The sequence below is a fragment of the Kribbella sp. NPDC043289 genome (assembly GCF_056436705.1).
The window spans coordinates 1,188,856-1,209,650 of record NZ_JBWKCB010000003.1; the positions used below are offsets into that span (position 1 = coordinate 1,188,856).

Consider the following 20,795-nt stretch of genomic DNA (forward strand, 5'->3'; position numbering starts at 1 on the left):
GACCGGGCGAGGTGACGCTGGCTGTAGGTGGCCGGGCGGCCACGACCTGAACAGGGGGCACCCATCGTGGCAGATCGCAACTACACGCTGTTCGTCGCCGCGTACGACGACGAAGCCTCCGCACAAGCGGACTTCACGACCATCAAGGAGCTGGACGACACCGTCGTCATGGCCGCGGTGGTCCTCTCACGTGACTCCTCGGGCCAGGTGGAGGTCAAGGAGCACGGCGGCGGCTACGTCGCCGCCGGTACGACCCTGGGCGCGGTCGGAGGGCTCGTGGTCGGATTGTTCGCCCCGCCCCTGTTGCTTGCCGGTGTGGTCGGCGCCGGGATCGGTGCCGGTGCAGGGGCCATCGCCAAGCGTCACGCGGAGAAGTCAATCGGTGTGGACGCGGAGGAGTGGCTGCCTGCCGGTTCCTCGGCGATCGCCGCGGTCGTCGACGACCTCTACCTCGACCGTGTCGACAAGGCCGTCGGCAAGGCGACCAAGAAGGTCAGCAAGGCCATCGACAAGGGCGACTACGACGCCGTCGTCAAGGCCGTCAACGAGGGCGACGAGAAGGTCATCGAGGCCGCGGAGTCCTGATCCGGACCACACCGGCAGGGGGAGCACCCGCAGACGCTGAGGAGACGGTGCCGTGCCAGCTGAACCAGACGCCCCGCGGAGGCCCCGGGTTCTCGACAAGGGCCGGATGGAAGGATTCAGCGACGGCGTCTTCGGTTTCGCCGCCACACTGCTGGTACTGGATCTCGCCGTCCGTCCGCCGGGCACGCCTCTGGAGCAGGTGCTACGCGGCTGGCCCGGCTACCTGGCCTATCTCGTCAGCTTCCTGACCATCGGGGCCGCCTGGCTCCTGCACACCGCCATGACCGACCGGCTCAGCGGGACCGATCAGTTGTTCCTGCGGTTCAACCTGCTCCTCCTGCTCGCGGTGGTCTTCCTGCCGTTCCCGACCGGGCTCATCGCAGACGCGCTGCGGGACGACGACATGAACAGTGAACGCGTGTACGTCACCATGTACGGGCTCACCCTCCTGACCATCAGCCTGCTAGGTTCCGGCCTGGACGCCTACGCCCGGCGCGAGCACCTCTACGCGGTCAAAGCGGGCGAGGAACTGCGCAGCCCACGGCGAAAGTCCCTCCGGGGCGTCATCGCGTACGCGATCGCGATCCTCATCGGCCTCGCCCTGCCGATCCTGGCGGTGGCGATCTACTTCGGTATCGCGGTGTACCTCGTGGTGCCGTTCCGGGAGGCCGCACGAGTGCTGCGCAGACGTCATAGCACTCCCCAATGAGCACCGCTCACCGGACGTGACGAACGATCCGACGCCGACCACCGAACCACGGCGTGAACCACCGGTCAACAGCGGATAATTCGGACCGGGCGAGCCACTCGCCGCCCGTCAGGCTGAGCCGACTACGGCTGACAACTCTGTTCCCAAGCTGACAGTGCGGGTTCGATTCCCGTCACCCGCTCACTGCAGAACCCCGCAGGTCAGGAGCTGGTTTCCGAGCTGCGGGGTTCGTCTCTGTCCGGGCGCGGAAACGGACCGCGTGCCCGTGACCCGCCCAACATGACCTCCAACGCGCTGTCTCGATCGCGGCAAGCCGGATCGCCGCCAACTAAACAAGCGCTCGATAGTGGGCCACGTAACGAATGGAGTCCGCAGGGCGTCGGCTCAGACAGCTCGGAGCGTTTCCTGCAAGCCAGTCACTGCGCCTTCGCCCGGGAATCGCTGCCGCAACTCTTGGTCCAGCTCGCTCGCGATCATCCGCAGATGCACCTTGCTCTGGCGGCCGTCCTTCAGCCCCTCGACGCCAAGGTCAACGGCTTGCTCCAAGTCGCCCTCCCGCCCGGCGACGAACGCCAGTGTCAGCCTGCACTCGGACACCCGCATCGGGCTCAGCTCGGTGCCGTCAGGCGCGATGTTGTCGCGAATGACAGACGTCGCGTACTCACCGGCCTGGACGTTGTCCTCGGCCATGCGGTGAATGTCCATCGAGTAGTAATCCCACTTCGCGGGATCCACCTTGAAATGGTTGTCCGGCCGATCCGGGTAAGGCAGTACCGCGAGCAGATCACGGCCGGACTCCAGCAGCGTCGACAGACCCGACTCACCAAGCCGTGCCCGCGCCTTGGCCTCCTGGGCGAGGAGCTGCACCTGAACACTGGTGCCCTCAGCAACAGCCTGCCCGCGCCTCGAAGCCTCGACTGCCTGCCGGAACCGGCCTTGTGTGAGCGCGAACCAGGCGGTCATCTCTTGACCCCATCCAACGATCTCCGGATGTCCGGCCTCCGCACCGAGCTGTGCGGCCGCTACACGCGTGGACTCCGCCGCCGTGCCCATCCCGAGGTCGTACTCAACACACCCCGCGAGCAACGCAAGCCAACCGCCGGCCACCAGGAGATCCGTATGCGCCCTCAGCCCAACGGGATGGCGTAAGAGGCTACCGACGTACTGCAGCCACTCGTGAGCCTCCTGACGCAGTTCCAGTGCATCGCGCCGGTTGTACTGACAGCACAGCTCCTCAACCGTCGAATGAAGCGCCTCGATCGTGTTCGGCGTCGTATCCGAGGACTGCAAGCGTGAGACCAGTTCGGCCGTCTGCCAGGGCGTCTCGTTGAGCTTCGCTGTCGCGTCCTGGCGGGCCGCAGCAATCAGTTCGCCCTTCGCGCGCAGGGCCGAGTCACATGCTCGCGCGACCTCTTCGGTCGCGGGCTTCCGGCCGTTCTCGATGTTCGAGAGGTAGGACCGGCTGACGTGCGTTGCTCGTGCCAGGTCACCAAGCGACCACCCGCGATGGTCGCGGTACTCCTGGAGGCGGCTCCCGAACGACATAAACCCCAGTGTCACCCACGCTCTGTATCCCTGTCTCCCGATGCTGAGGGATACGCGGGAATGATCGATCCGAGGGGCCGCGTCGATGAAGATCTGGACATGACCGAAACAACGCGGGGACCCGAGAGAGACACCGCAGGGTGGCCAATCCTGCGGGCTGCACAGGACATTGACTGCGATGGGAAGAACCCCACGAGCGGCCGGAGCTGCATCCTCGGTCGCCACCATGGTTACCACCGCGATGAGACCGGCGCAGAGTGGTTGGACGACTGATGCGCCGCAACATCCGCCGCCTCCTCAACCGCTACTCGCCCTGGCGACGCGGCTAAGACGAGGGTTTGACGGAGGCATCTGGGCAGCAGCCGAGTAGGTTGACCGGCTCGCGACCGCGCGCTCCGCCGCGATCATCACGCGCATCGACGTATGAAACCTCGCAGCCCAGATTCGCAGGGAGCTGCGCCCGTAGGCTGGTCAGGTCTCAACAGTTCGTCGCGCAGACCCTGGGGAAGGTGCCCCAGGGCCTGCTCCGGGTCGAGCGTCACGCCGACTTCTTGTCCTTCTGGACCGGCATCTCGTACTTGACGAAGTTGCGACCGACAGGAGTTGTCGCGAGCGCCTTCATGCTCGCGGCGTCGATCCAGTGGGTGTGGCGCTGCGCGTGAGCCGTCCGGTGGTGACAATTCTGTTCCCAAGCTGACAATGCGGTTCGATTCCCGTCACCCGCTCCATAGCCCTGGCACGCTCTATCGTTTGGCGGCATGAGCTACCCGCAGCAGCCGCCGCCCCAGTTTCAGCCGGCGCAGTTTCAGCCGCAGCAGCAGTTCCAGCCGCAGGGTCCGATGGGGATGCTGCACCTGACCATCCAGGGCAGCGCGATGACGTCCAACATGATTCCGCCGACGGTGCACCTGAACGGCTACCCGGTGCCGGTCAAATACGGGCGGAACGACATTCCGGTACCTGCCGGACCGCTGCACATCGACATCCACTCGCAGTGGATTCGCGTCTACGGCAAGGCCGCGCTCGACTGCACGGTGCAGCCGAACCAAGCGGTGCCGGTGTTCTACGCGTCGCCGTTCCACCAGTTCACCTCCGGAAGCATCGGCCACAGCCAGGTGAAGCGGAAGGGGATCGGCGCGCTCTTCGGCATGGTCGGGGCAATCGTCGTCGTGACCTTGCTGATCGCCGTGCTCGCGGCACTCGGATGATCAAACGGTTGACCCAGGCGGCAACTGTTGCCCGGGTCAACCGCTCGCTCGCCACGGAGAGCGTGGGCTTCTGAGGAAGCTCTAAAGCCGGCTGAAACCACAGCTGAGGCCGCGTTGTTTGTCTGGTCCCCACAGCGCCGGTATCCGCCCGGCGCACCCAGGGGACGAAAGGACTCACGATGATGAAACGCCTACAGCTGGCCGTGGCCTCGGTATCGCTCGCCGCGCTGGTCGCGACGGGTACGGCGTCGGCGGCGACGACCGGCTCGGATCCGAAGACCGGCGGCGCGAAAGCCGCTGCCGCCGCCAAGGCGGAGGGAAAGCCGAAGCCGGGCCGGAAGGCCGAATTCGCCGCGATGGCGGCGAAGCTCGGGGTGTCGGCAAGCCGGCTCGAAGCAGCATTCGTCGCGGCCAAGAGGTCGCTGGAGGGCTCGGCCAACGTCACGCCACAGGCCTTCGCCGCGGCGGTCGCGGCCAACCTGGGGCTGCCTGTCTCGAAGGTCAGGTCCGTCGTCGAACCGGTGTTACTCGAGCCCGGGCGCACTCGCGGCGGCAAGGACCACAAGGCCGGACCGGACGGCAAGCGCGGCCACAAGGACAAGGGGGCGGACGCGCCGTTCGCGACCAACGCCGCGGCGGCCCACCTGGCCACGACGCTCGGCGTCTCTCGAGCCAAGGCCATGGCCGCCGTGCCGGACCGGCGCCCTGCTACGCCTGAAACTCCCGGTCTGCGCCGAGTACGCCGAGTTCTGAGCGGTCAGCTTCCGTAGACCTCGAGTTCGACGATGCGGGAGTAGGTGTGGTCGTTGCCATCGAGGCAGAGGACCCGTACGGCGTCGGCTTTCACGGGGGCGAACGTCGACGTGACGTGCCCCACGGTGTTGCCGCGGACCTGTGCGACGGTCTGCCAGCTGCCCTCGACGCGGACCTGGATGTCCCAGTCCTTCAATCCGTTGGCCCGGGCCGGGTACTTCGCCGAGTCCAGCGTGTAGAGCTCCACCCGGTTCAGCGTGGCGGGCGCGGAGAGCGCGACGTCGTACGTGTCGGGGAAGGCGGCGCGGGTGCCGTCGTTCCAGCCGGTCAGGGTGTCCCAGTGCTCGGAGTCCTTGTCGCCGTCGACCGCGCCGCAGAGGGTGAAGTTGCCGTGCGTCGAGGATGCCGTCGCCTGCTCGCCGAGGGCGAGGTTGTCACCGGCACCCTTCGCGGGCAGTGGGGTGACGGTGACCGGCACGTTGACGCGCGTACGGTCGACCTCGACGCCGATCTGGTACATGCCGGGTTTGGTGTCCCGCGGGACCCGGACCTCGACCGGGGCGGTCACCGGCTGATCCGGGTCGACCGCGGGCAGCCAGGACGAGAACAGCGTGCGGGACAGTTGCAGCGGACCACTCGGGTCGAGCGTCAGGTCGGCGTACCGGTCCTGGCTGCCGGTGTTGGTCATGGTCAGGTTCAATGTGCCGGGGAAGCACGGGAGCCCGACCACGCTCAGTTGCTCCGGGGTGACGCCGACCGTCACGTCGGAGGTTGCCTTTGGCATCGAACTGGAGCCGAGCAGGGCGGCCGCCAGGAGCGTGCCGGCGGCGACGACGGTCTGCCGGGGGATCCTCATCGCTGTACCTCCGAGATGCCGGGGCGGCCGTCCTCGACGAGGAGCTTGGCGCGGGTGCTGACGGTGCCGCCCTGGACGGACACCTTGTCGACGACACGGTAGTCGGAGGTCCAGCGCTCGGGCGTGATGCTGCAGCTGACGTAGCCGCGCTGGAAGTTGCCGAACTTCATGTGCGGGTTCTCGCGCAGGAGCGTCGCGCCGCCGGCGTCCAGATCCTCGCCGTCGATCCCGGACGTGATCGACGTACCGACGAACTCGGCGCCGACGGTCGGCGACGCCTGGTCGGTGAAGTCGAGTTTGAGGTCCGACGCGACGCTGCGGTGCAGATCGCCGGCGATCGACACCAGGTTGCGAACCTTTCGTTGCGCGGCGCCACCGAGGATCCGGTTCCGGGACGCCTCGTACCCGTCCCAGGTGTCCATCGGGACCAGTACGTCCGGCCCGTCCTTGGTGTCCAGCCGGGCGATCGCGGTCTGGTGCGCCATCACGTTCCACTGGGTCTGCGAGGCGGACCAGCCGTCGAGCAGCCACTTCTCCTGCGCATCACCGGTGATCGTCCGCGCCGGGTCGGCGGTTTCCGGACCCGGTGCCTTCGTGCCGTCGCCGTACGCCTGGTCCGACCGGTACTGACGCGTGTCGAGCACGCTGAACTCGGCCAGCCGCCCGTACCTGATCCGCCGGTAGAGCTGCATGTCCGGCCCCTTCGGCAGTTGCGCGAGCCGCAGTGGCATGTGTTCCCAGTACGCGCGGAACGCGTTGGCCCGGCGTACCAGGAACTGGGCCGGTGGCGCGCTCGGGTGGGCCTCGTCGGCCCAGTTGTCGACCACCTCGTGATCGTCGAGCGTGACGACCCACGGCGCCCGAGCGTGGGCGTTCTGGAGATCCGGGTCCAGCTTGTACGCCGCGTAGCGCTGCCGGTACTCGTCCAGCGTCACGGTCTGCTGGGTGATGTACGGCTCGTTCGAGTGCGGCCGGATGCCGCGGTCGATCCCGAACTCGTAGATGTAGTCGCCGAGGAAGAACACCACGTCGTGCTCGCGCGCGGCCATGTCGGCGTACGCCGTGTACCAGCCCTCCCACCACGCCTGGCAGGAAGCGAAGGCCAGCGACAGTTCGGGCACCACCGCGTCGGCCGCCGGTGCGGTCTTGGTGCGACCGACCGGGCTGAGCTGCCCGTCGACGCGGAAGCGGTACCAGTAGTGCCGCCACGGCTGTAGTCCGCGGACGTCGACGTGGACCGAGTGACTCGCCTCGGGTCCGGTCCGCGCGGTCCCGTGGCGCACCACCCGGCGGAACTGCTCGTCCTCGGCGACCTGCCACTGCACCTCGACCGGTCGCCGATCCATCCCACCGAACGGCGCGAGTGGGTCAGGGGCCAGCCGTGTCCAGATCACCACCGCGTCCGGCAACGGATCGCCGGACGCGACGCCGAGGGTGAACGGGTCCCGCCGGTCGGGCCGGCCCGTCCATCCCGCGGCCGCGGATCTGATCTCCGGAAGACCTCCGGTCAACGCGAGCGCCGCCGCTGCTCCGCTGACGGTGAGGAAGTTGCGTCGTGTACTCCGCATCGGCATCCACCCACCCGATCATCCCGAGGTGATCACATCTGTAACGGGAGATTACGAGAAGTTCACACGAGGTGGTGGGAAAATGACCGATATCGGTCTACTTGGCGATCTTGCTCGCCGGCGGCGCGGTGATGCGCACCGGCTTGTTGTAGTCGGTCATCGACAGCTTCATCGAGATCCCCAGGTCCTCGAACCGCACCTGGCGGACCAGGTGCTGGGCGTCCAGTAGGAGCTCGTAGGACACCGTCTCCGGTGCGCCCGCGGGGACCGCCGTACCGGCTGTCTTCAGGGCCTTGGCGGTGTTGACGGTGACGACGTACCGCTCGAGCTTCTTGCCGGCGATCGTCTGCGTGCCGGTGTATCTCACGCCGACCAGCGCGGAGCTGAACGACGAGAAGAGCTTCGTCGGGTCGCCGCTGTCGACCAGCGACCGGATCTGCATCGCGTCCGCGCCGCCGACCTTCTTGTACTTGCCGGTCGGTGAGAACCCGGGCGCCGACACGTAGAGCGTCTTGCCGACGAGCAGGATGTGCGCCTGCTGCCCACCGAGCGCCGCGCCGGTGGCGCGCACCGACATCGCGAGCGGCTTCGCGGTCTGTACGCCGTCCATCGTCATCACGGTGCTGCCGTTGGCCGACATCGTGCCGGTGATCCGCCAGGACTTCTGCTTGGTGAGGGCGGTGTTCATCGCCGGGACGAACGAGATCCGGTTCAGGTGCGCGGCCGGAGCCTGCTTGAGCGGCGCGGCCGTGGTGGGCTTCGAGTCAGTGACCTCAGCTGGTGCCGACGGGCGGTAGCCGGTGGGCTTTGCCTCGTGGTTGCAGGCGGCCAGCCCGAGAGCGAGTGGTACGGCGGCGACAGTGGCGATCGCGGCGCGGAGCTTCATGCTGTTGTTCCTCCCCAGGTGATGCAGCCGGAGGATCTTATGGTCTGGACCGCCTGGGGAGGAAGAGTTTTGCACCTAGTTGCAGGTCAGCTTTCCGCGCGCTTTACAGAGGCGAGGAGCAGTTGGGAGATGTCCTGGACCTCGACCTCTTCGCGGGCCGAGCCGTCGGCCTGCTTCGCGGTCAGCCCGTCGGACAGCATCACCCGGCAGAACGGGCAGCCGGTGGCGATCTTGTCGGCGCCGGTCTCGACCGCCTCGGTGGTCCGGTTCAGGTTGATCCGGGTGCCGACCTTCTCCTCCATCCACATCCGCGCGCCACCCGCGCCGCAGCAGAACGACTTGGTCTGGTTCCGCGGCATCTCGGCGTACTCCGCGCCCGGGATGATGTCGAGCAGTTCGCGCGGGGCGTCGTACACCTGGTTGTGGCGGCCGAGGTAGCACGGGTCGTGGTACGTGATCTTCTGGCCGTTGAGCGAGCTGTCGGCCGGGGCGACCGGGGTCAGCTTGCCGTCGCGGACCAGGCGGTTCAGCAACTGGGTGTGGTGGATGACGTCGAGCTCGACGCCCAGCTGGGAGTACTCGTTCTTCAGCGTGTTGAAGCAGTGCGCGCAAGTGGAGACGACCTTGCGGACCTTGGTCTCCTTGAAGACCTCGGCGTTCTGCATCGCGAGCTGCTGGAAGACGAACTCGTTGCCGGACCGGCGGGCCGGGTCACCGGTGCAGGTCTCACCGTCACCCAGGACGGCGAACGAGACGCCGGCGATGTTCAGCAGTTCGGCGACCGCCTGCGTGGTCTTCTTCGCGCGGTCCTCGAACGCGCCGGCGCAGCCGACCCAGAACAGGTAGTCGACCTCGTCCAGCGACTCGACGTCGGTGCCGACCTGCTTGACCTCGAACGGCAGGTCCTTGGCCCAGTCCATCCGGCCGGACGGGTTCATGTTCCACGGGTTGCCCTTGTTCTCCAGGCCCTTGAACAGCCCGTTGAGCTCGGACGGGAACGACGACTCGATCAGCACCTGGTACCGGCGCATGTCCATGATCGCGTCGACGTGCTCGATGTCGACCGGGCACTGCTGTACGCACGCGCCACACGACGTACACGCCCACAGTGCCTCTTCGTCGATCACCGCGACATCCGCGGGGCCGACCAACGGTTTGTCCTGCTCGGCGAGGACCAGCTCGGGCAGCGACTTGCGCGCGTCGTCGTCAGCGGCCAGCAGGTACGGCGCCTTCGCGTAGGCGTGCTCGCGCAGGCCCATCATGATCAGCTTCGGCGACAACGGCTTGTCGGTGTTCCACGCCGGGCACTGCGACTGGCACCGCCCGCACTCGGTGCAGGTGGTGAAGTCGAGCAGGCCCTTCCAGGTGAAGTCCTCGACCTTGCCGACGCCCAGCGCGGCGTCCTCGTCGAGCTCCTCGATGTTCTCGAAGTCGATCGGGGCGCCGTTGACCATGATCGGCTGCAGCGCGCCCAGCGCGGTACCGCCGTCGGCCTCGCGCTTGAACCAGATGTTCGGCCAGGCGGTGAACCGATGCCAGGCGACGCCCATCGTGGCGTTCAGCGAGATCGTGATCATCCACGCGAACGAGATCAGGATCTTGATCATCGCGACCAGGTAGACCGCGTTCTCCAGGCCCTGCTCGCTCAGTCCGCCGAACAGGCCGGTGCCGATGAAGAACGTCGTCGGGAAGTGGAACTTCGACGCGCCACTGAGCTCGTACTCGAGCCCGCGCAGCAACAGGATGCAGATCAGTACGCCGAGGATCGTGTACTCGACGTAGTACGCCTGCCAGGACGTCGAGCCGTAGAACCGCGACGAACGCGGGTGGTCGCCCTTCGGCAGGTGCATCAGCCGGTAGATCATCAGGCCGACGATCGAGATCAGGCCGGTCCAGGTGAGTGCCTCGCTGACCCACTCGAACACGAACCAGTGGCCGATCACCGGCAGCGCCCAATGCGGGTCGAACAGCTGCCCGAACGCGGTCACCAGGGTGAGGAACAGCCCGATGAACCCGAACGCCACGAACCAGTGCATCACCCCGATGTGGCTCCACTGCAGCATCCGGGTGTGGCCGAGACTCTCCTTGACCAGCGTGACGGTCCGGCTGCCCGGTTTGTCCGTTCGGCCGGCCGGCTGCCCGAGCTTGATCACAGACACGATGTACCCGATCGTCCTGCCGAACAGTGCGACAGCGACGAGCGTCACCGCGAGCGAGACGACGATGGCGAGGATCTGCATACCAGCGATGTTATTGGTTGGTTACTCGCGAGTCATGTCCATGCGGCGATCGTCACCCGCGTGTTCCACATCACCCGGTCAGCGACCGTGGCCGCCACGATCGCGCGGCGCCTTGTAGACACCCGCTTTTGCTGCGGCCTCTGGAGCGGTGACCGCTCCGGCCGCTCCGGCCGCTCCGGCGGCTGCGGCCGCGGGTCGACCGGACTCCGCCTCCGCGGTGCGGTTGAGCTGCGCGTTCGCCTCGGCGTCGGTCAGCTTGTCCCGGTCGTCCCAGCCCTGGGTGTGCGCCTCCCGCAGTGCCTTGGCGAACTGGCCCGTACCCGGTGTGTCCGGGGTCCGCTCACCGGTTCCTTGGTGCCGGGCCGCCCAGCCCGTGGTGTACGCCGCCCGCGTCGCGGCCAGCTCGGCGGCTTCGACCGCGAGCGACGACGCCGGCCCAGCCGCTGCCGCTGCCGCAGCCGCCGCGCCAGACGCAGCCCCCGCTGCGGCACCGGCACCCGCCGCGGTGCCTGCCGCAGCGCCGACACCTGCGGCGGGACCGCTCGTACCCGCTGCAGCGGCTGCTCCGGCCGCAGCTGCGGCGCGGTCGCTCGCCTGGGCGGGGCCTTCGCTGGCGTTCCGGAGCCGTTCCGCGAATTCCTCGGACATATGGGGCTTGATCACGCCACGGAGGTCGCTGATCCGGACCTGAACGTCAACCGGCGCGGGGTTCTCGATCGAGACGTTCGCCAGGCCGGTGCCAGAGTTGAACTGGTGCCTCTGCCCACCCGTGACCCAGGCCGTGATGGTCCCGCTGTCGGTGCGCACCTGACTGGTGTCCGCCGAGAGGTTCTCGATGTCGATGTGGCCTTCGCCGGTCTTGACCACCAGGTCGCGGGTGGCATCGCCGATCCGGACACGGCTGCCCGTCGCCTCCACATCGATGTCGGCGGCCCGGCCGATGACGACGTGGTCGTTGCCGTCGAACGGGGTCTGGTTCCGGACGACAACCTTGTCCGCGTAGCTGACGCGCACCGATCCGCCGACGGTCTCGGCCTGCACGTTGGTGGCCTCGTCGATGGTGATCGAACCGTATGTCGTCTTGACCGTCGCGGCAGCGAGCCCGCGCGGCCCGGTCGCCACGACGTTCGCGCCGTGCGTGGCGATGTCCAGCGTGCTGCCCGGCCGCACCACTGCCTCGACATCGACCGCCGACCCCGAGCGCGGATCGACGCCCGGCGTCTCGAGGTCCACCGTCAACTGCCGGTCGTCCTCGTCCCAATGCAGCATCGCCTCGGCGATCGCGTCGGCCGACACACCGGTCGCATCGGCGGTGCGGATCCGGACCGACGGGTGCGTGCAGGTCGGGTCGACCCTGACCTGGACGGTTCCGTTCCGGTCGCGCAGCCCGACCTTCAGCGTGACCGGGCCTTCGGTGTCGGCGGTGCGTTCTCTTTCGGCCATTCGCCGAGGGTAGGGGGACGGGAGGTCACGATGAGTGAGATCTCGTCGTGAAGGAATCGACACAGAGCGTTACGGACAACTCGTTGCGGCCGTACTAGACCAATCCGTAAGTTTCCAACCACTGCAAACGCAGTACCTGTCAATCGGTTTCAGTGGGAGAGAGTCATGCGTGTTCGTCGAGGAATCGCTGCCGGCCTGCTGCTCACGACCGGTCTGGTCGTCCCGGCTGTCGCGACTGCGGCGCCGGCCGCGGCCAAGAAATGCGACACCAACGAGGTGAACTGGTACGCCAAGGGCGGCCACGAGGTGTACGTCGGGACCAACCTCTACAGCGACTGGATGGAGGGGCCCGGGCGGATCACGTACCAGAAGACGGCGACGTCGGAGTCGAACTCGTCCTGGACCGGTGATCTCGGGGTGAGCATCCCGTTGGTGATCGCGGAGATCCAGAACAAGTACGCGAAGACCGTGGGCAAGTCCCACTCGGTCACCGACAGCTGGTCGTACACGGCCGAGGTCCCGGCCAACAAGGTCCGGCGGCTGCATCAGCTCAAGCAGTCGTGGCGCGTTCAGGTGGTGCGCTGGAAGTACACGAAGTCGGACTGCAGCGCGACCAAGGAACTCAGCAACAAGACCGCCACCTTCCCCACAAAGAACAACGACTACATGTGGATCCTGGTGGGGCGGGAGTAAGGAACAAAGGCGGAGGGTGGGTGGTCGTGGATCCTGGTCGGGCGCGAGTGAGGGGTTAGTCGACGAGGCGGTTCAGTCGGGCGGCGACCGCGGCGTGCCGCGGGTCGTCGGCCGGCAAGAAGGCCTCGAGCGACTCGAAGATCTCCAGGTCCTCGGCGCCGGTCGACGTCTGCGCGAACGTCCACAGCGCGTCGGCGCTGCGGGCATCGAGGGCCGCGCGGCGCAACGTCGCGTCTAGCTCGTCGCGTTCGGCCCGGAGCGCGGGTGCGTCCGAGCGCGCGAGCAGCGGACCGCCGTACGCCGTCAGAGACTTCTGCAGGTCGCCGTCGCGGAGCGCAGTCTGTACGTCGGTCACGTCGCTGGTCACGTCCGCGATGATCCGGTACGGCTTGGTGTCGAGGACGCCGCCACCGAGCAGGTTCCGCAGCCGGTGCATCTCCGCGCGGACCGTGGTCGGGTTGCCCTCGTCGCCGTACAGCTGAAGCATCAGCTGCTCGGCGGTCAGCCCCGACGGATGCAGTAACAACAGCGCGAGTACTTCGGCCCGCCGCAGCGTCAGCGCGATCTCGCGGCCGCCGACGACCGCGATCGGCTGACCGGAGCCGAGGAGTTTGAGGCGCAACGACGGTCGCGAACGGCGGACCGGCGTACCGGGCATGCGGAGCAGGTAGCCCTCGTCGAGTCGCTCGACCAATCCTTCGCGGCCGTCGCCGAGATCGATGCGGTCGGCACCCTCTGGTACGACGAGGCGGTCGGGCAACCATTCGAGGGGCTGGACCGCGAGCACCCGGCCGGTCGGGGTGAGCAGTGCGCCGGGCGCGTCGCCGAGCGCCATCAGGTGCCGCATGTTGCGGGCGCGCAGCATCTCGTCGGCCGCGGCCATCCGGACCTTCAGCTGTCCCTCGGCGAGCTGCGCCGCCGCGGTCACCAGCGCGACCATCGCGGGATGGACGGTCCGCAACGGTCCGGAGACGTCGACCGCACCGAGCAGCTTGCCGGTGTCGGGATCGTGCACCGGCGCGGCGGCACAGGTCCATTCGTGGATCCGGCGGACCAGGTGTTCGGCGGAATAGATCTGCACAGGTTCACCGACCGCGAGCGCCGTACCCATCCCGTTGGTGCCGATCTGGTCCTCGGACCACACCGCGCCCTCCGACAACGCGATCCGGTCCGCCTGGCGTTTCACGTCCGACGCGCCCTCGCGCCACAGGATCGTTCCGCGCGCGTCGGTGATGATCATGATGTGCGACGCCTCGTCGGCGATCGTGGTCAGCGTCTGCCGGAGCACCGGAAGGACCGCCTGCAACGGATGGTTGTCGCGCAGCGCCGCCAGGATCTCGTGGTCGACGACGACGGGCGGCTGGTCGAGCTCGGGGTCGACCGCGGCCGCGAGTGAGCGCTCCCAGGACGCGGCGACGAGCGGACGTGGCGCGCCCGGCACGCGGCCGCCGCCGAGCACCTCGTCGTACAACTCGCTCAGTCGGCGAGCCCGCTCCGGTTGGTCCATGACGCCTCACTTCGAGCCGCATCTGCAGTGTGCAACGTTCGTGCAACGTCCGGCTTACTAGCTTCGGGTCCAACGTCGCGGTGTCAAGGAGGACCTATGACGATCTTCGCAGCTCCCGGGCAGGATGGCAGCCCGGTCGCGTTCAAATCGCGCTACGAGCACTACATCGGTGGTGAATGGGTGCCGCCGGTCAAGGGCGGATACTTCGAGAACCCGACCCCGGTCACGGGCGAGAACTTCACCGAGATCGCCCGCGGGACGTCGGAGGACGTCGAGGCCGCGCTGGACGCCGCGCACGGTGCGGCGCCGGGCTGGGGGCGGACGTCACCGGCCGAGCGGGCCAACATCCTGAACAAGATCGCGGACCGGATCGAGGCCAACCTCGAACTGCTCGCGGTCGCCGAGAGCTGGGACAACGGCAAGGCGGTCCGCGAGACGCTGGTCGCCGACATGCCGCTCGCGATCGACCACTTCCGGTACTTCGCCGGTGCGCTGCGGGCCCAGGAGGGCTCGGTATCGGTGATCGACGACGACACGATCGCCTACCACTTCCACGAGCCGCTCGGCGTGGTCGGGCAGATCATCCCGTGGAACTTCCCGATCCTGATGGCGGTCTGGAAGCTGGCGCCTGCGCTCGCGGCCGGCAACGCCGTCGTACTGAAGCCGGCCGAGCAGACCCCGGCCTCCATCCACGTGCTGATGGAACTCATTCAGGACCTGCTCCCGCCGGGCGTGGTGAACATCGTCAACGGGTTCGGCGTCGAGGCCGGCAAACCGCTTGCCTCCAGCAACAGAGTGGCCAAGGTCGCGTTCACTGGTGAGACCACGACCGGCCGGCTGATCATGCAGTACGCGTCGGAGAACATCATCCCGGTCACCCTGGAGCTCGGCGGCAAGAGCCCGAACGTGTTCTTCGCCGACGTCGCCTCGTCGAAGGACGACTTCTACGACAAGGCGCTCGAGGGCTTCACGATGTTCGCGCTGAACCAGGGCGAGGTCTGCACCTGCCCGTCCCGCGCGCTGATCCAGTCGTCGATCTACGACGGGTTCCTCGCCGACGCGACCGCGCGCACCCAGGCCGTCAAGCTCGGCAACCCGCTGGACACCGACACGATGATGGGCGCGCAGGCCAGCAACGACCAGTACGAGAAGATCCTCGCCTACATCGGGATCGGCAAGGAAGAGGGCGCCCGGGTGGTCACCGGCGGCGGCAAGGCCGAGCTCGGCGGCGACCTGGCCGGTGGGTACTACATCCAGCCGACCATCTTCGAGGGCGACAACAAGATGCGGATCTTCCAGGAGGAGATCTTCGGTCCGGTCGTCGCGGTGACGAAGTTCGACGACTACGCCGACGCGATGAAGATCGCCAACGACACGCTCTACGGTCTGGGCGCGGGCGTCTGGTCGCGCGACATCAATACGGCGTACCGAGCCGGGCGGGAGATCCAGGCCGGCCGGGTCTGGACGAACAACTACCACGCGTACCCCGCGCACGCGGCGTTCGGCGGCTACAAGAACTCGGGCATCGGCCGGGAGAACCACAAGATGATGCTCGACCACTACCAGCAGACCAAGAACCTGCTGGTCAGCTACAGCCCTTCGAAGCTCGGGTTCTTCTGATCCGATGGTCGAGAAGGTGCTGCTCACCGACGAGGCGGCGGATCTGCTGCGTCGCCTCACCGACATGCACGGTCCGCTGATGTTCCACCAGTCCGGTGGCTGCTGTGACGGCAGTTCGCCGATGTGTTTCCCGGACGGTGAGTTCAAAACGGGGTCAGCGGACGTGCATCTCGGTGATCTGTCCGTCGACGGTCTGGACAAGCCGATCGGCTTCTGGATGTCAGCGAACCAGTACGAGTACTGGAAGCACACCCAGCTCACCGTCGACGTGGTGAAGGGCCGCGGCAGCGGATTCTCCGTGGAAGCCCCCGAGGGCGTCCGCTTCCTGATCCGCTCCCGTCTCTTCACCGACACCGAGTCCGCGGAACTGGGACTCCTCTGATCGAGTGCCGACCGTCCGGTGGCGTTGCCGGGCGGCCGGCACTCCTCCATGTCTAGGTGGTGATCACCAACGGCTGCCCGTGGTGGATGGGGCTGTCGACCGGGTGCACCGTGCCGTCGACGTGGACGGCTTGCAGGTCGAGATGGCCTGACTTGCAGTCGATGGTGAGAGTGGCGCCGGCCCGCGTCGCCACACCCCAGCCGGTGTTCGTCGTGAACGGGAAGTTCCAGTCGTCCGACGCTCGGCTGAGGGCCAGTGGCGCGAAGCTGACCGTGCTGGTGATTGCGTTGTAGCGGTAGCCGGTGAGGGCTTCCAGGACGGACCAGCCGGCGGCGTTGCGGATGTAGTGGTCGCCGCATTCGATCGGGTTGAACGGGTTGCGGCGCGTGCCGTCGTACCGAGCCCAGAGGCCTTGCAGGATGGACATTCCTTCGTCAGTGAGTCCTTCGTAGAGGCAGTGCGCCGCGACCTGGTACTCCGAGCCGGTCCACACCTCGTCGCAGTACCGCGTGGGGATGTCGGGGCGACCGCCGTGCGGCCAGGTGCACATCAGGAGACCGGTGTCGTCGCCGTCCGCGAAGACGCGGTACGGGTGGTCGAAGTCCTGGAAGCCGGTACGCAGGTTGTGCCGTACGACGTTGCGCAGCGCGGTCTTCACGTGGTCCTCGGGGAGGAGGTATCCGAGGTCGAGCTGGTGTGCCCACCACTGACCGATCAGCTGGTCAGCGAGGCACCCGTCACCCCATTGGAAGTCGCGTGTCTCGTCAGGGTCGAGGATCTGCCGGTAGTACTCGCCGGTGAACAGCAACTCGTCGTACGCCGTGCTGCCGGTCTCGAAGAGTGCCCTAAAGGGTTTGGCGTCCTCACCGAGCAGCAACGCCATCTCCTCGGCGGCACGCAGCGCAGCAAGCCACAGCGTGCCCATGAACGAGTTGACGCCACAGAGGTCGATGTCGTGCGTGCTGGGCTGGATACCCCGCAGTACGCCGTCCCGTAGCCACTTGCCGTGGATGTGGTCGAGCAGCCGGACCACGTTAGGCCAACGGTGCGCCAGCCATTCCAGTCCGGCTCCTTGACGCACCTCGCGGTACGTCTTGAGTACGTTGCCCAGCATCCCGTCCAGCGCGGGCTCTTCCGGTCCGCCGATCACCACGTCCCACAGTTGCCTCATGTAGAGCGGTGCGCGCACCCGGTGCGGGATGTACCCTTCCGGTGCCTGCATCACGTCGTACTCCGTGTCGCGCATGTTCTGCTCGAGGGACGGGAAGAGGCGGGACAGCGTCTGCTCGTAGTTCCACACGTGTGTGCAGTTGAGCGGACACGAGCCGCCGTACCTACCGCCCCACATCACCGTCGACGCGCCAAGCACACCCTCAAACCCGAGTACGTCGCCCTGCGCTGTCTGAAAGACAGTCGGACTGCGTACGTCGGCCGCCAGTGCAGCGAGTCGGGTCCCGGCCTCACCCGGCAGACTGCTCGACTCGAACGCCTCAGTCCACCGAGCGGTCTGGTCCCGGAGCTCGTCCCACCGCGGCAGGAACGCCTCGGCCGCGGCGACCGCGTCGGGCGTGCGTGCGGTGTAGGCATTGCCCAGCCAGAACCGGCTGTGCCCGTACTCCGGATGCGGGCCGAACTGGTTGAAGTCGACATATCGGTTCGGGAAGTGCCACGCGATCAGGAACCGGACCTGCGTGGTCTCACCGGGGCCCAGGTCGAACGGCACCGCCAACCCACCGTTCCACGTGCTGCCCGGCGCGCTCGCCCCACTCGCCGGCGTCACCGGACCGTTGAGGAAGGCAACGAATTCGTCCGGGCGGGACCATTGCGGGTGCGCCAACGCGTCCGCGCCGTCGCTCGCCAGGACGAGCTGACCGGCACCCGGGTGGTCCGCGGGCAGCGAGCCGTTCTCGAGGACTAGCGCGGTCGACTCGCTGGTACGGCGGACGCGGTTCGTGTTGCCGCCGTGCAGGCTGCACGCGACCCCGTCGATCGGGCTGACACCGTCCCAGCCGACGGAGTTCTGCAGCGCGGCAGCCAACTTGCCGTGGACGGCGATCTCGCCTGGGTTGCGGAGCGTGAAGGTGAACGCGACGACTGGCTGCGAGCTGGCGGCGGCGTCCGACGGCACCAGCGGGTTGAAGACGTCCAGACCGATCTCGATCGGGAGATCGGTGTCGTAGTCCACATGTGCCTGTGGATAAGTGGCAGTCACCTTCGTCGAACCGATCGGCCGGAGGAGCTCGTGCAGTCGTTGCTCGCCGGCGGGGACCACGTCGTCGGTCACCAGCGGAGTGTCGGAGGGATCTGCCGGCGGACCTTGCACCAGCCGGACCTCGTCCAGCGGCGGCTCGATGCGGGAGAGACGCAGTGCGAAGAAGCTGTCCGGTACGTGGCCCTCGTGGTTGCCGACGTTGTGCAGCTGCCACTGACGCAGCGCACCGTTGCCCGCGAGGGCGAGAGTGCCGGTACCGAGACCTCCCAGCGGCAGTGCGAAGTGTCGAAGGTTGTCACCGGTGTAGTGCATGGTTCTCCGTCCCATAGGAAGTCCAGGTGCCTGCGGAGGCGAACAACGCCACCGGGCCGGGGGCGAGCAGCAGCAGCGAGGCAGTCACGGAGGTACCGACGAGCACAGCGACGAAAGCCAGTGCGAGCACCCCCAGCGGTACGAGCGGTGCTCGCGAGACCAGGTGCAGTGCGGTGAACCAGAGCTGTTTGCCACGCAGTCCACCGCTCACACGGAGACTGAACGCGTAGCAGGAAGCCAACAGCAGCAGGACACTCGCACAGCAGCTCACAGCGAGCGGTACGGCGAAGACCGGGCCGGTGTACAGATGCCAGTTGAGCAACGCCAGAGCGGCGACCGCACCGGGAACGATGGCCACGGCAGCGCCGGCCAGACCGTGCTGCTTGAGGTGCCGTAGCAACAGCAGTACGCCGCCGCGGTCGCGGCGCACCACTGAGTCGGTCGTCGCGATGACGGCGGCCCACACTGGCCCGACCAAGACTGCGAGCAGGAGAACGCTGAGCGGGGTGACCCCTGGCAGGAGCAGTACGACCAGCGCGGACGCCGTACAGACGAGGGCTCCGGACGCGGCCAGCAGGGGGAGTTCGTGCCAGATGGCTTTGAAGGCTGTCGGTAGGTGGTCGGTCATGCGCGGAGGCCAGTCGACGCGATGGACGCGATGAACGAGCGCTGGAAGATCAGGAACAGCACCAGGATCGGCAGCACCACCATCGTGATCGCGGCGAACAGGACGACCGCCGGACCGCCGCCGACGGCGCCCTGCAGTGACACCAGGCCGACCGGCAGCGTCATCTTCTCCGGTGACGACAGGAAGATGTACGGCCAGAAGAAGTTGTTCCAGGACGCCTCGAACACGAAGATCCCGAGCGCGGTCAGCCCCGGCCGCGCCAGCGGCAGGATCACCCGGAACAGGATCCAGAAGTGCCCGGCGCCGTCCATGATCGCCGCCTCGTCCAGCTCCCGCGGGATCGACGAGATGTACTGCCGCAGGAAGAAGATCCCGAACACGTTCACCAACGCCGGAAGCCAGATCGCCACTGTCGTGTCGACCAGGTGCAGCCAGCGCATCATGATGAAGATCGGTACGACGGTCAGCTGCACCGGCACCACCAGCGCCGCCAGCAGCGCCGAGAAGATCTGGTCCCGCCCCGGGAACCGCAGCCGGTTGAACGCGTACGCCGCCAGCGCACTGGTGAGCAATGCGCCCGCGGTCGTGATCACCGCGATCTGCAGACTGTTCCACGCCATCTGTGCGAACGGGATCAGCCCCGGCACCTGCTGGAAGTTCTGCAGCGTCGGCGGACTCGGGATCCACCGCGGCGGCAGCTGGAACGCGTCGATCGGCTCCGACAACGCGTTCACGATCAGCCAGACCAGCGGCGCGATCATCAACACCCCACCGAGCACCAGCACGAGATCGAGCAGCTTGCCCTTCACTGGTGGACCCACCGTCGACTGAGGCGGAACTGGAGGCCGGTCACGATCATGATCACCACGAAGAGCACCAGCGACAGTGCCGCGGCGTACCCGACCTCGAAGGACTGGAAGCCCTTCTCGTAGGTGTACTGCACGATGCTCCGGGTGGCGCCGTCCGGGCCGCCCTGGGTCATGATCACCATCGGGTCGAAGATCTGGAACGCGCCGATGAACGTGATCACGGTCGCGAAGAAGATCGTCGGCGACATCACCGGCAGCGTCACGCCCCAGAACCGCCACCAGGCGTTCGCGCCGTCGACCCGGGCCGCCTCGAGCAACTGCGACGGCACGGTCTGCAGGCCGGCCAGCAGAATGATGAACGTGTACCCGATCGTGTGCCACCAGTCCACGACGATCAGCGTCGGCAGCGCCCAGGTCGGCGAGGCCAGCCAGTTCGTCGTCGCCGAGAGGTAGAAGTTCGCCAGGCCGAAAGCCGGATCCAGGACGTACTTCCAGATCAGCGCGACCGCGGCCCAGGAGATCAGGAACGGGAAGAAGTACGCGGTCCGGACGAAGTACTTCGTTCCGCGGGTCATCGTCCGGTGGACGCCGAGCGCGAGCAGCATGCCGACGCCGATGTGCGTGACCACCGAGGCGAGCGCGAAGACGAAGGTGTTGATCACCGCGCGAATGGTCGCGGAGTCGGACACCAGTTGCTTGAAGTTGTCGAGGCCGGCGAATTCCGGCGTACTCAGCAGGTCCCAGTGGAACAGGCTGAGGCCGAACGCGGCGACCAGTGGGAGCGCGACGAAGAGCAGGAAGAGCAGGACGGCCGGGCTGATGAACAGGTAGCCCGGCAA

19 protein-coding genes are annotated in these 20,795 nt (G+C 67.3%); 8 read left to right on the top strand and 11 right to left on the bottom strand.

The genetic code is table 11. From position 1 onward, the window contains the following. The first annotated feature begins 66 nt into the window (after positions 1 to 66). Together AC0662_RS24180 and AC0662_RS24185 are read left to right on the top strand one after the other, a co-directional pair. Positions 67 to 585, top strand: a complete 519-nt coding sequence (locus tag AC0662_RS24180; protein ID WP_405068941.1) for a DUF1269 domain-containing protein — start codon at positions 67 to 69, stop codon at positions 583 to 585. A 52-nt stretch (positions 586 to 637) separates the two neighbouring features. Continuing rightward, positions 638 to 1,294 carry a TMEM175 family protein gene (locus AC0662_RS24185; protein ID WP_452204276.1) on the top strand — a complete coding sequence of 219 codons (657 nt, stop codon included), beginning with the start codon at positions 638 to 640 and terminating at the stop codon, positions 1,292 to 1,294. A gap of 384 nt (positions 1,295 to 1,678) precedes the next feature. Here the strand turns inward: AC0662_RS24185 and AC0662_RS24190 are convergent, their stop codons facing one another. After that, a complete protein-coding gene (locus tag AC0662_RS24190; protein ID WP_478303353.1) occupies positions 1,679 to 3,067 on the bottom strand; it encodes a helix-turn-helix domain-containing protein in 1,389 nt (462 codons plus the stop codon). A 281-nt stretch (positions 3,068 to 3,348) separates the two neighbouring features. On the opposite strand from AC0662_RS24190, the gene AC0662_RS24195 reads away from it, so the two are divergent. The 3 genes from AC0662_RS24195 (at position 3,349) to AC0662_RS24205 (ending at position 4,817) form a co-directional block, all read left to right on the top strand. Then, the gene (locus tag AC0662_RS24195) at positions 3,349 to 3,501 is read left to right on the top strand and encodes a hypothetical protein (protein ID WP_452204278.1); all 153 of its coding nucleotides are present in this window, start codon (positions 3,349 to 3,351) and stop codon (positions 3,499 to 3,501) included. Between the two features lie 96 nt (positions 3,502 to 3,597). After that, the gene (locus tag AC0662_RS24200) at positions 3,598 to 4,047 is read left to right on the top strand and encodes a hypothetical protein (protein WP_478303355.1); all 450 of its coding nucleotides are present in this window, start codon (positions 3,598 to 3,600) and stop codon (positions 4,045 to 4,047) included. A gap of 179 nt (positions 4,048 to 4,226) precedes the next feature. Further along, complete coding sequence (locus AC0662_RS24205) at positions 4,227 to 4,817, top strand: hypothetical protein (RefSeq protein WP_452204280.1); 591 nt, start codon at positions 4,227 to 4,229, stop codon at positions 4,815 to 4,817. Here AC0662_RS24205 and AC0662_RS24210 read toward each other — a convergent pair. The 5 genes from AC0662_RS24210 to AC0662_RS24230 all read right to left on the bottom strand — a co-directional run bounded on the left by AC0662_RS24210 (position 4,805) and on the right by AC0662_RS24230 (position 11,793). Next, positions 4,805 to 5,656 (bottom strand): galactose-binding domain-containing protein, encoded by an 852-nt coding sequence (locus AC0662_RS24210; protein WP_478303357.1) that lies wholly within the window; start codon positions 5,654 to 5,656, stop codon positions 4,805 to 4,807. The two genes, AC0662_RS24205 and AC0662_RS24210, sit on opposite strands and share 13 nt — an antisense overlap. After that, on the bottom strand, positions 5,653 to 7,224 hold the full coding sequence (locus AC0662_RS24215; RefSeq protein WP_478303359.1) for an alkaline phosphatase D family protein: 1,572 nt from the start codon (positions 7,222 to 7,224) through the stop codon (positions 5,653 to 5,655). The genes AC0662_RS24210 and AC0662_RS24215 overlap by 4 nt, the downstream gene beginning before the upstream one ends. Before the next feature lie 97 nt (positions 7,225 to 7,321). Further along, positions 7,322 to 8,110 carry a hypothetical protein gene (locus AC0662_RS24220; protein WP_452204283.1) on the bottom strand — a complete coding sequence of 263 codons (789 nt, stop codon included), beginning with the start codon at positions 8,108 to 8,110 and terminating at the stop codon, positions 7,322 to 7,324. Positions 8,111 to 8,196: 86 nt separating this feature from the next. Beyond that, on the bottom strand, positions 8,197 to 10,350 hold the full coding sequence (locus AC0662_RS24225; protein WP_452204284.1) for a (Fe-S)-binding protein: 2,154 nt from the start codon (positions 10,348 to 10,350) through the stop codon (positions 8,197 to 8,199). Positions 10,351 to 10,428: 78 nt separating this feature from the next. Further along, positions 10,429 to 11,793 (bottom strand): DUF4097 family beta strand repeat-containing protein, encoded by a 1,365-nt coding sequence (locus AC0662_RS24230; RefSeq protein WP_478303361.1) that lies wholly within the window; start codon positions 11,791 to 11,793, stop codon positions 10,429 to 10,431. Between the two features lie 165 nt (positions 11,794 to 11,958). Here AC0662_RS24230 and AC0662_RS24235 point away from each other — a divergent pair, with 165 nt between their 5' ends. After that, on the top strand, positions 11,959 to 12,486 hold the full coding sequence (locus AC0662_RS24235; RefSeq protein WP_452204286.1) for a hypothetical protein: 528 nt from the start codon (positions 11,959 to 11,961) through the stop codon (positions 12,484 to 12,486). A 55-nt stretch (positions 12,487 to 12,541) separates the two neighbouring features. Here the strand turns inward: AC0662_RS24235 and AC0662_RS24240 are convergent, their stop codons facing one another. After that, positions 12,542 to 13,993, bottom strand: coding sequence for a GAF domain-containing protein (locus tag AC0662_RS24240; protein WP_478303363.1), 1,452 nt, complete (start codon positions 13,991 to 13,993; stop codon positions 12,542 to 12,544). A 96-nt stretch (positions 13,994 to 14,089) separates the two neighbouring features. Between AC0662_RS24240 and adh the strand changes: the two genes are divergently transcribed. Together adh and AC0662_RS24250 are read left to right on the top strand one after the other, a co-directional pair. Next, a complete protein-coding gene (gene adh / locus AC0662_RS24245; RefSeq protein ID WP_452204288.1) occupies positions 14,090 to 15,613 on the top strand; it encodes an aldehyde dehydrogenase in 1,524 nt (507 codons plus the stop codon). Between the two features lie 4 nt (positions 15,614 to 15,617). Next, positions 15,618 to 15,995 (top strand): DUF779 domain-containing protein, encoded by a 378-nt coding sequence (locus AC0662_RS24250; protein ID WP_452204289.1) that lies wholly within the window; start codon positions 15,618 to 15,620, stop codon positions 15,993 to 15,995. A 52-nt stretch (positions 15,996 to 16,047) separates the two neighbouring features. Here the strand turns inward: AC0662_RS24250 and AC0662_RS24255 are convergent, their stop codons facing one another. Genes AC0662_RS24255 through AC0662_RS24270 form a run of 4 tightly spaced genes read right to left on the bottom strand, consistent with a single transcriptional unit; the run spans position 16,048 to position 20,795 of the window. Further along, positions 16,048 to 18,534, bottom strand: coding sequence for a GH116 family glycosyl-hydrolase (locus tag AC0662_RS24255; protein WP_478303365.1), 2,487 nt, complete (start codon positions 18,532 to 18,534; stop codon positions 16,048 to 16,050). Further along, on the bottom strand, positions 18,503 to 19,147 hold the full coding sequence (locus tag AC0662_RS24260) for a hypothetical protein (RefSeq protein ID WP_478303367.1): 645 nt from the start codon (positions 19,145 to 19,147) through the stop codon (positions 18,503 to 18,505). Before AC0662_RS24260 ends, AC0662_RS24255 begins: the two co-directional genes overlap by 32 nt. Next, a complete protein-coding gene (locus tag AC0662_RS24265; protein WP_452204292.1) occupies positions 19,144 to 19,956 on the bottom strand; it encodes a carbohydrate ABC transporter permease in 813 nt (270 codons plus the stop codon). The genes AC0662_RS24260 and AC0662_RS24265 overlap by 4 nt, the downstream gene beginning before the upstream one ends. Beyond that, positions 19,953 to 20,795, bottom strand: coding sequence for a carbohydrate ABC transporter permease (locus tag AC0662_RS24270; protein WP_452204293.1), 843 nt, complete (start codon positions 20,793 to 20,795; stop codon positions 19,953 to 19,955). The genes AC0662_RS24265 and AC0662_RS24270 overlap by 4 nt, the downstream gene beginning before the upstream one ends.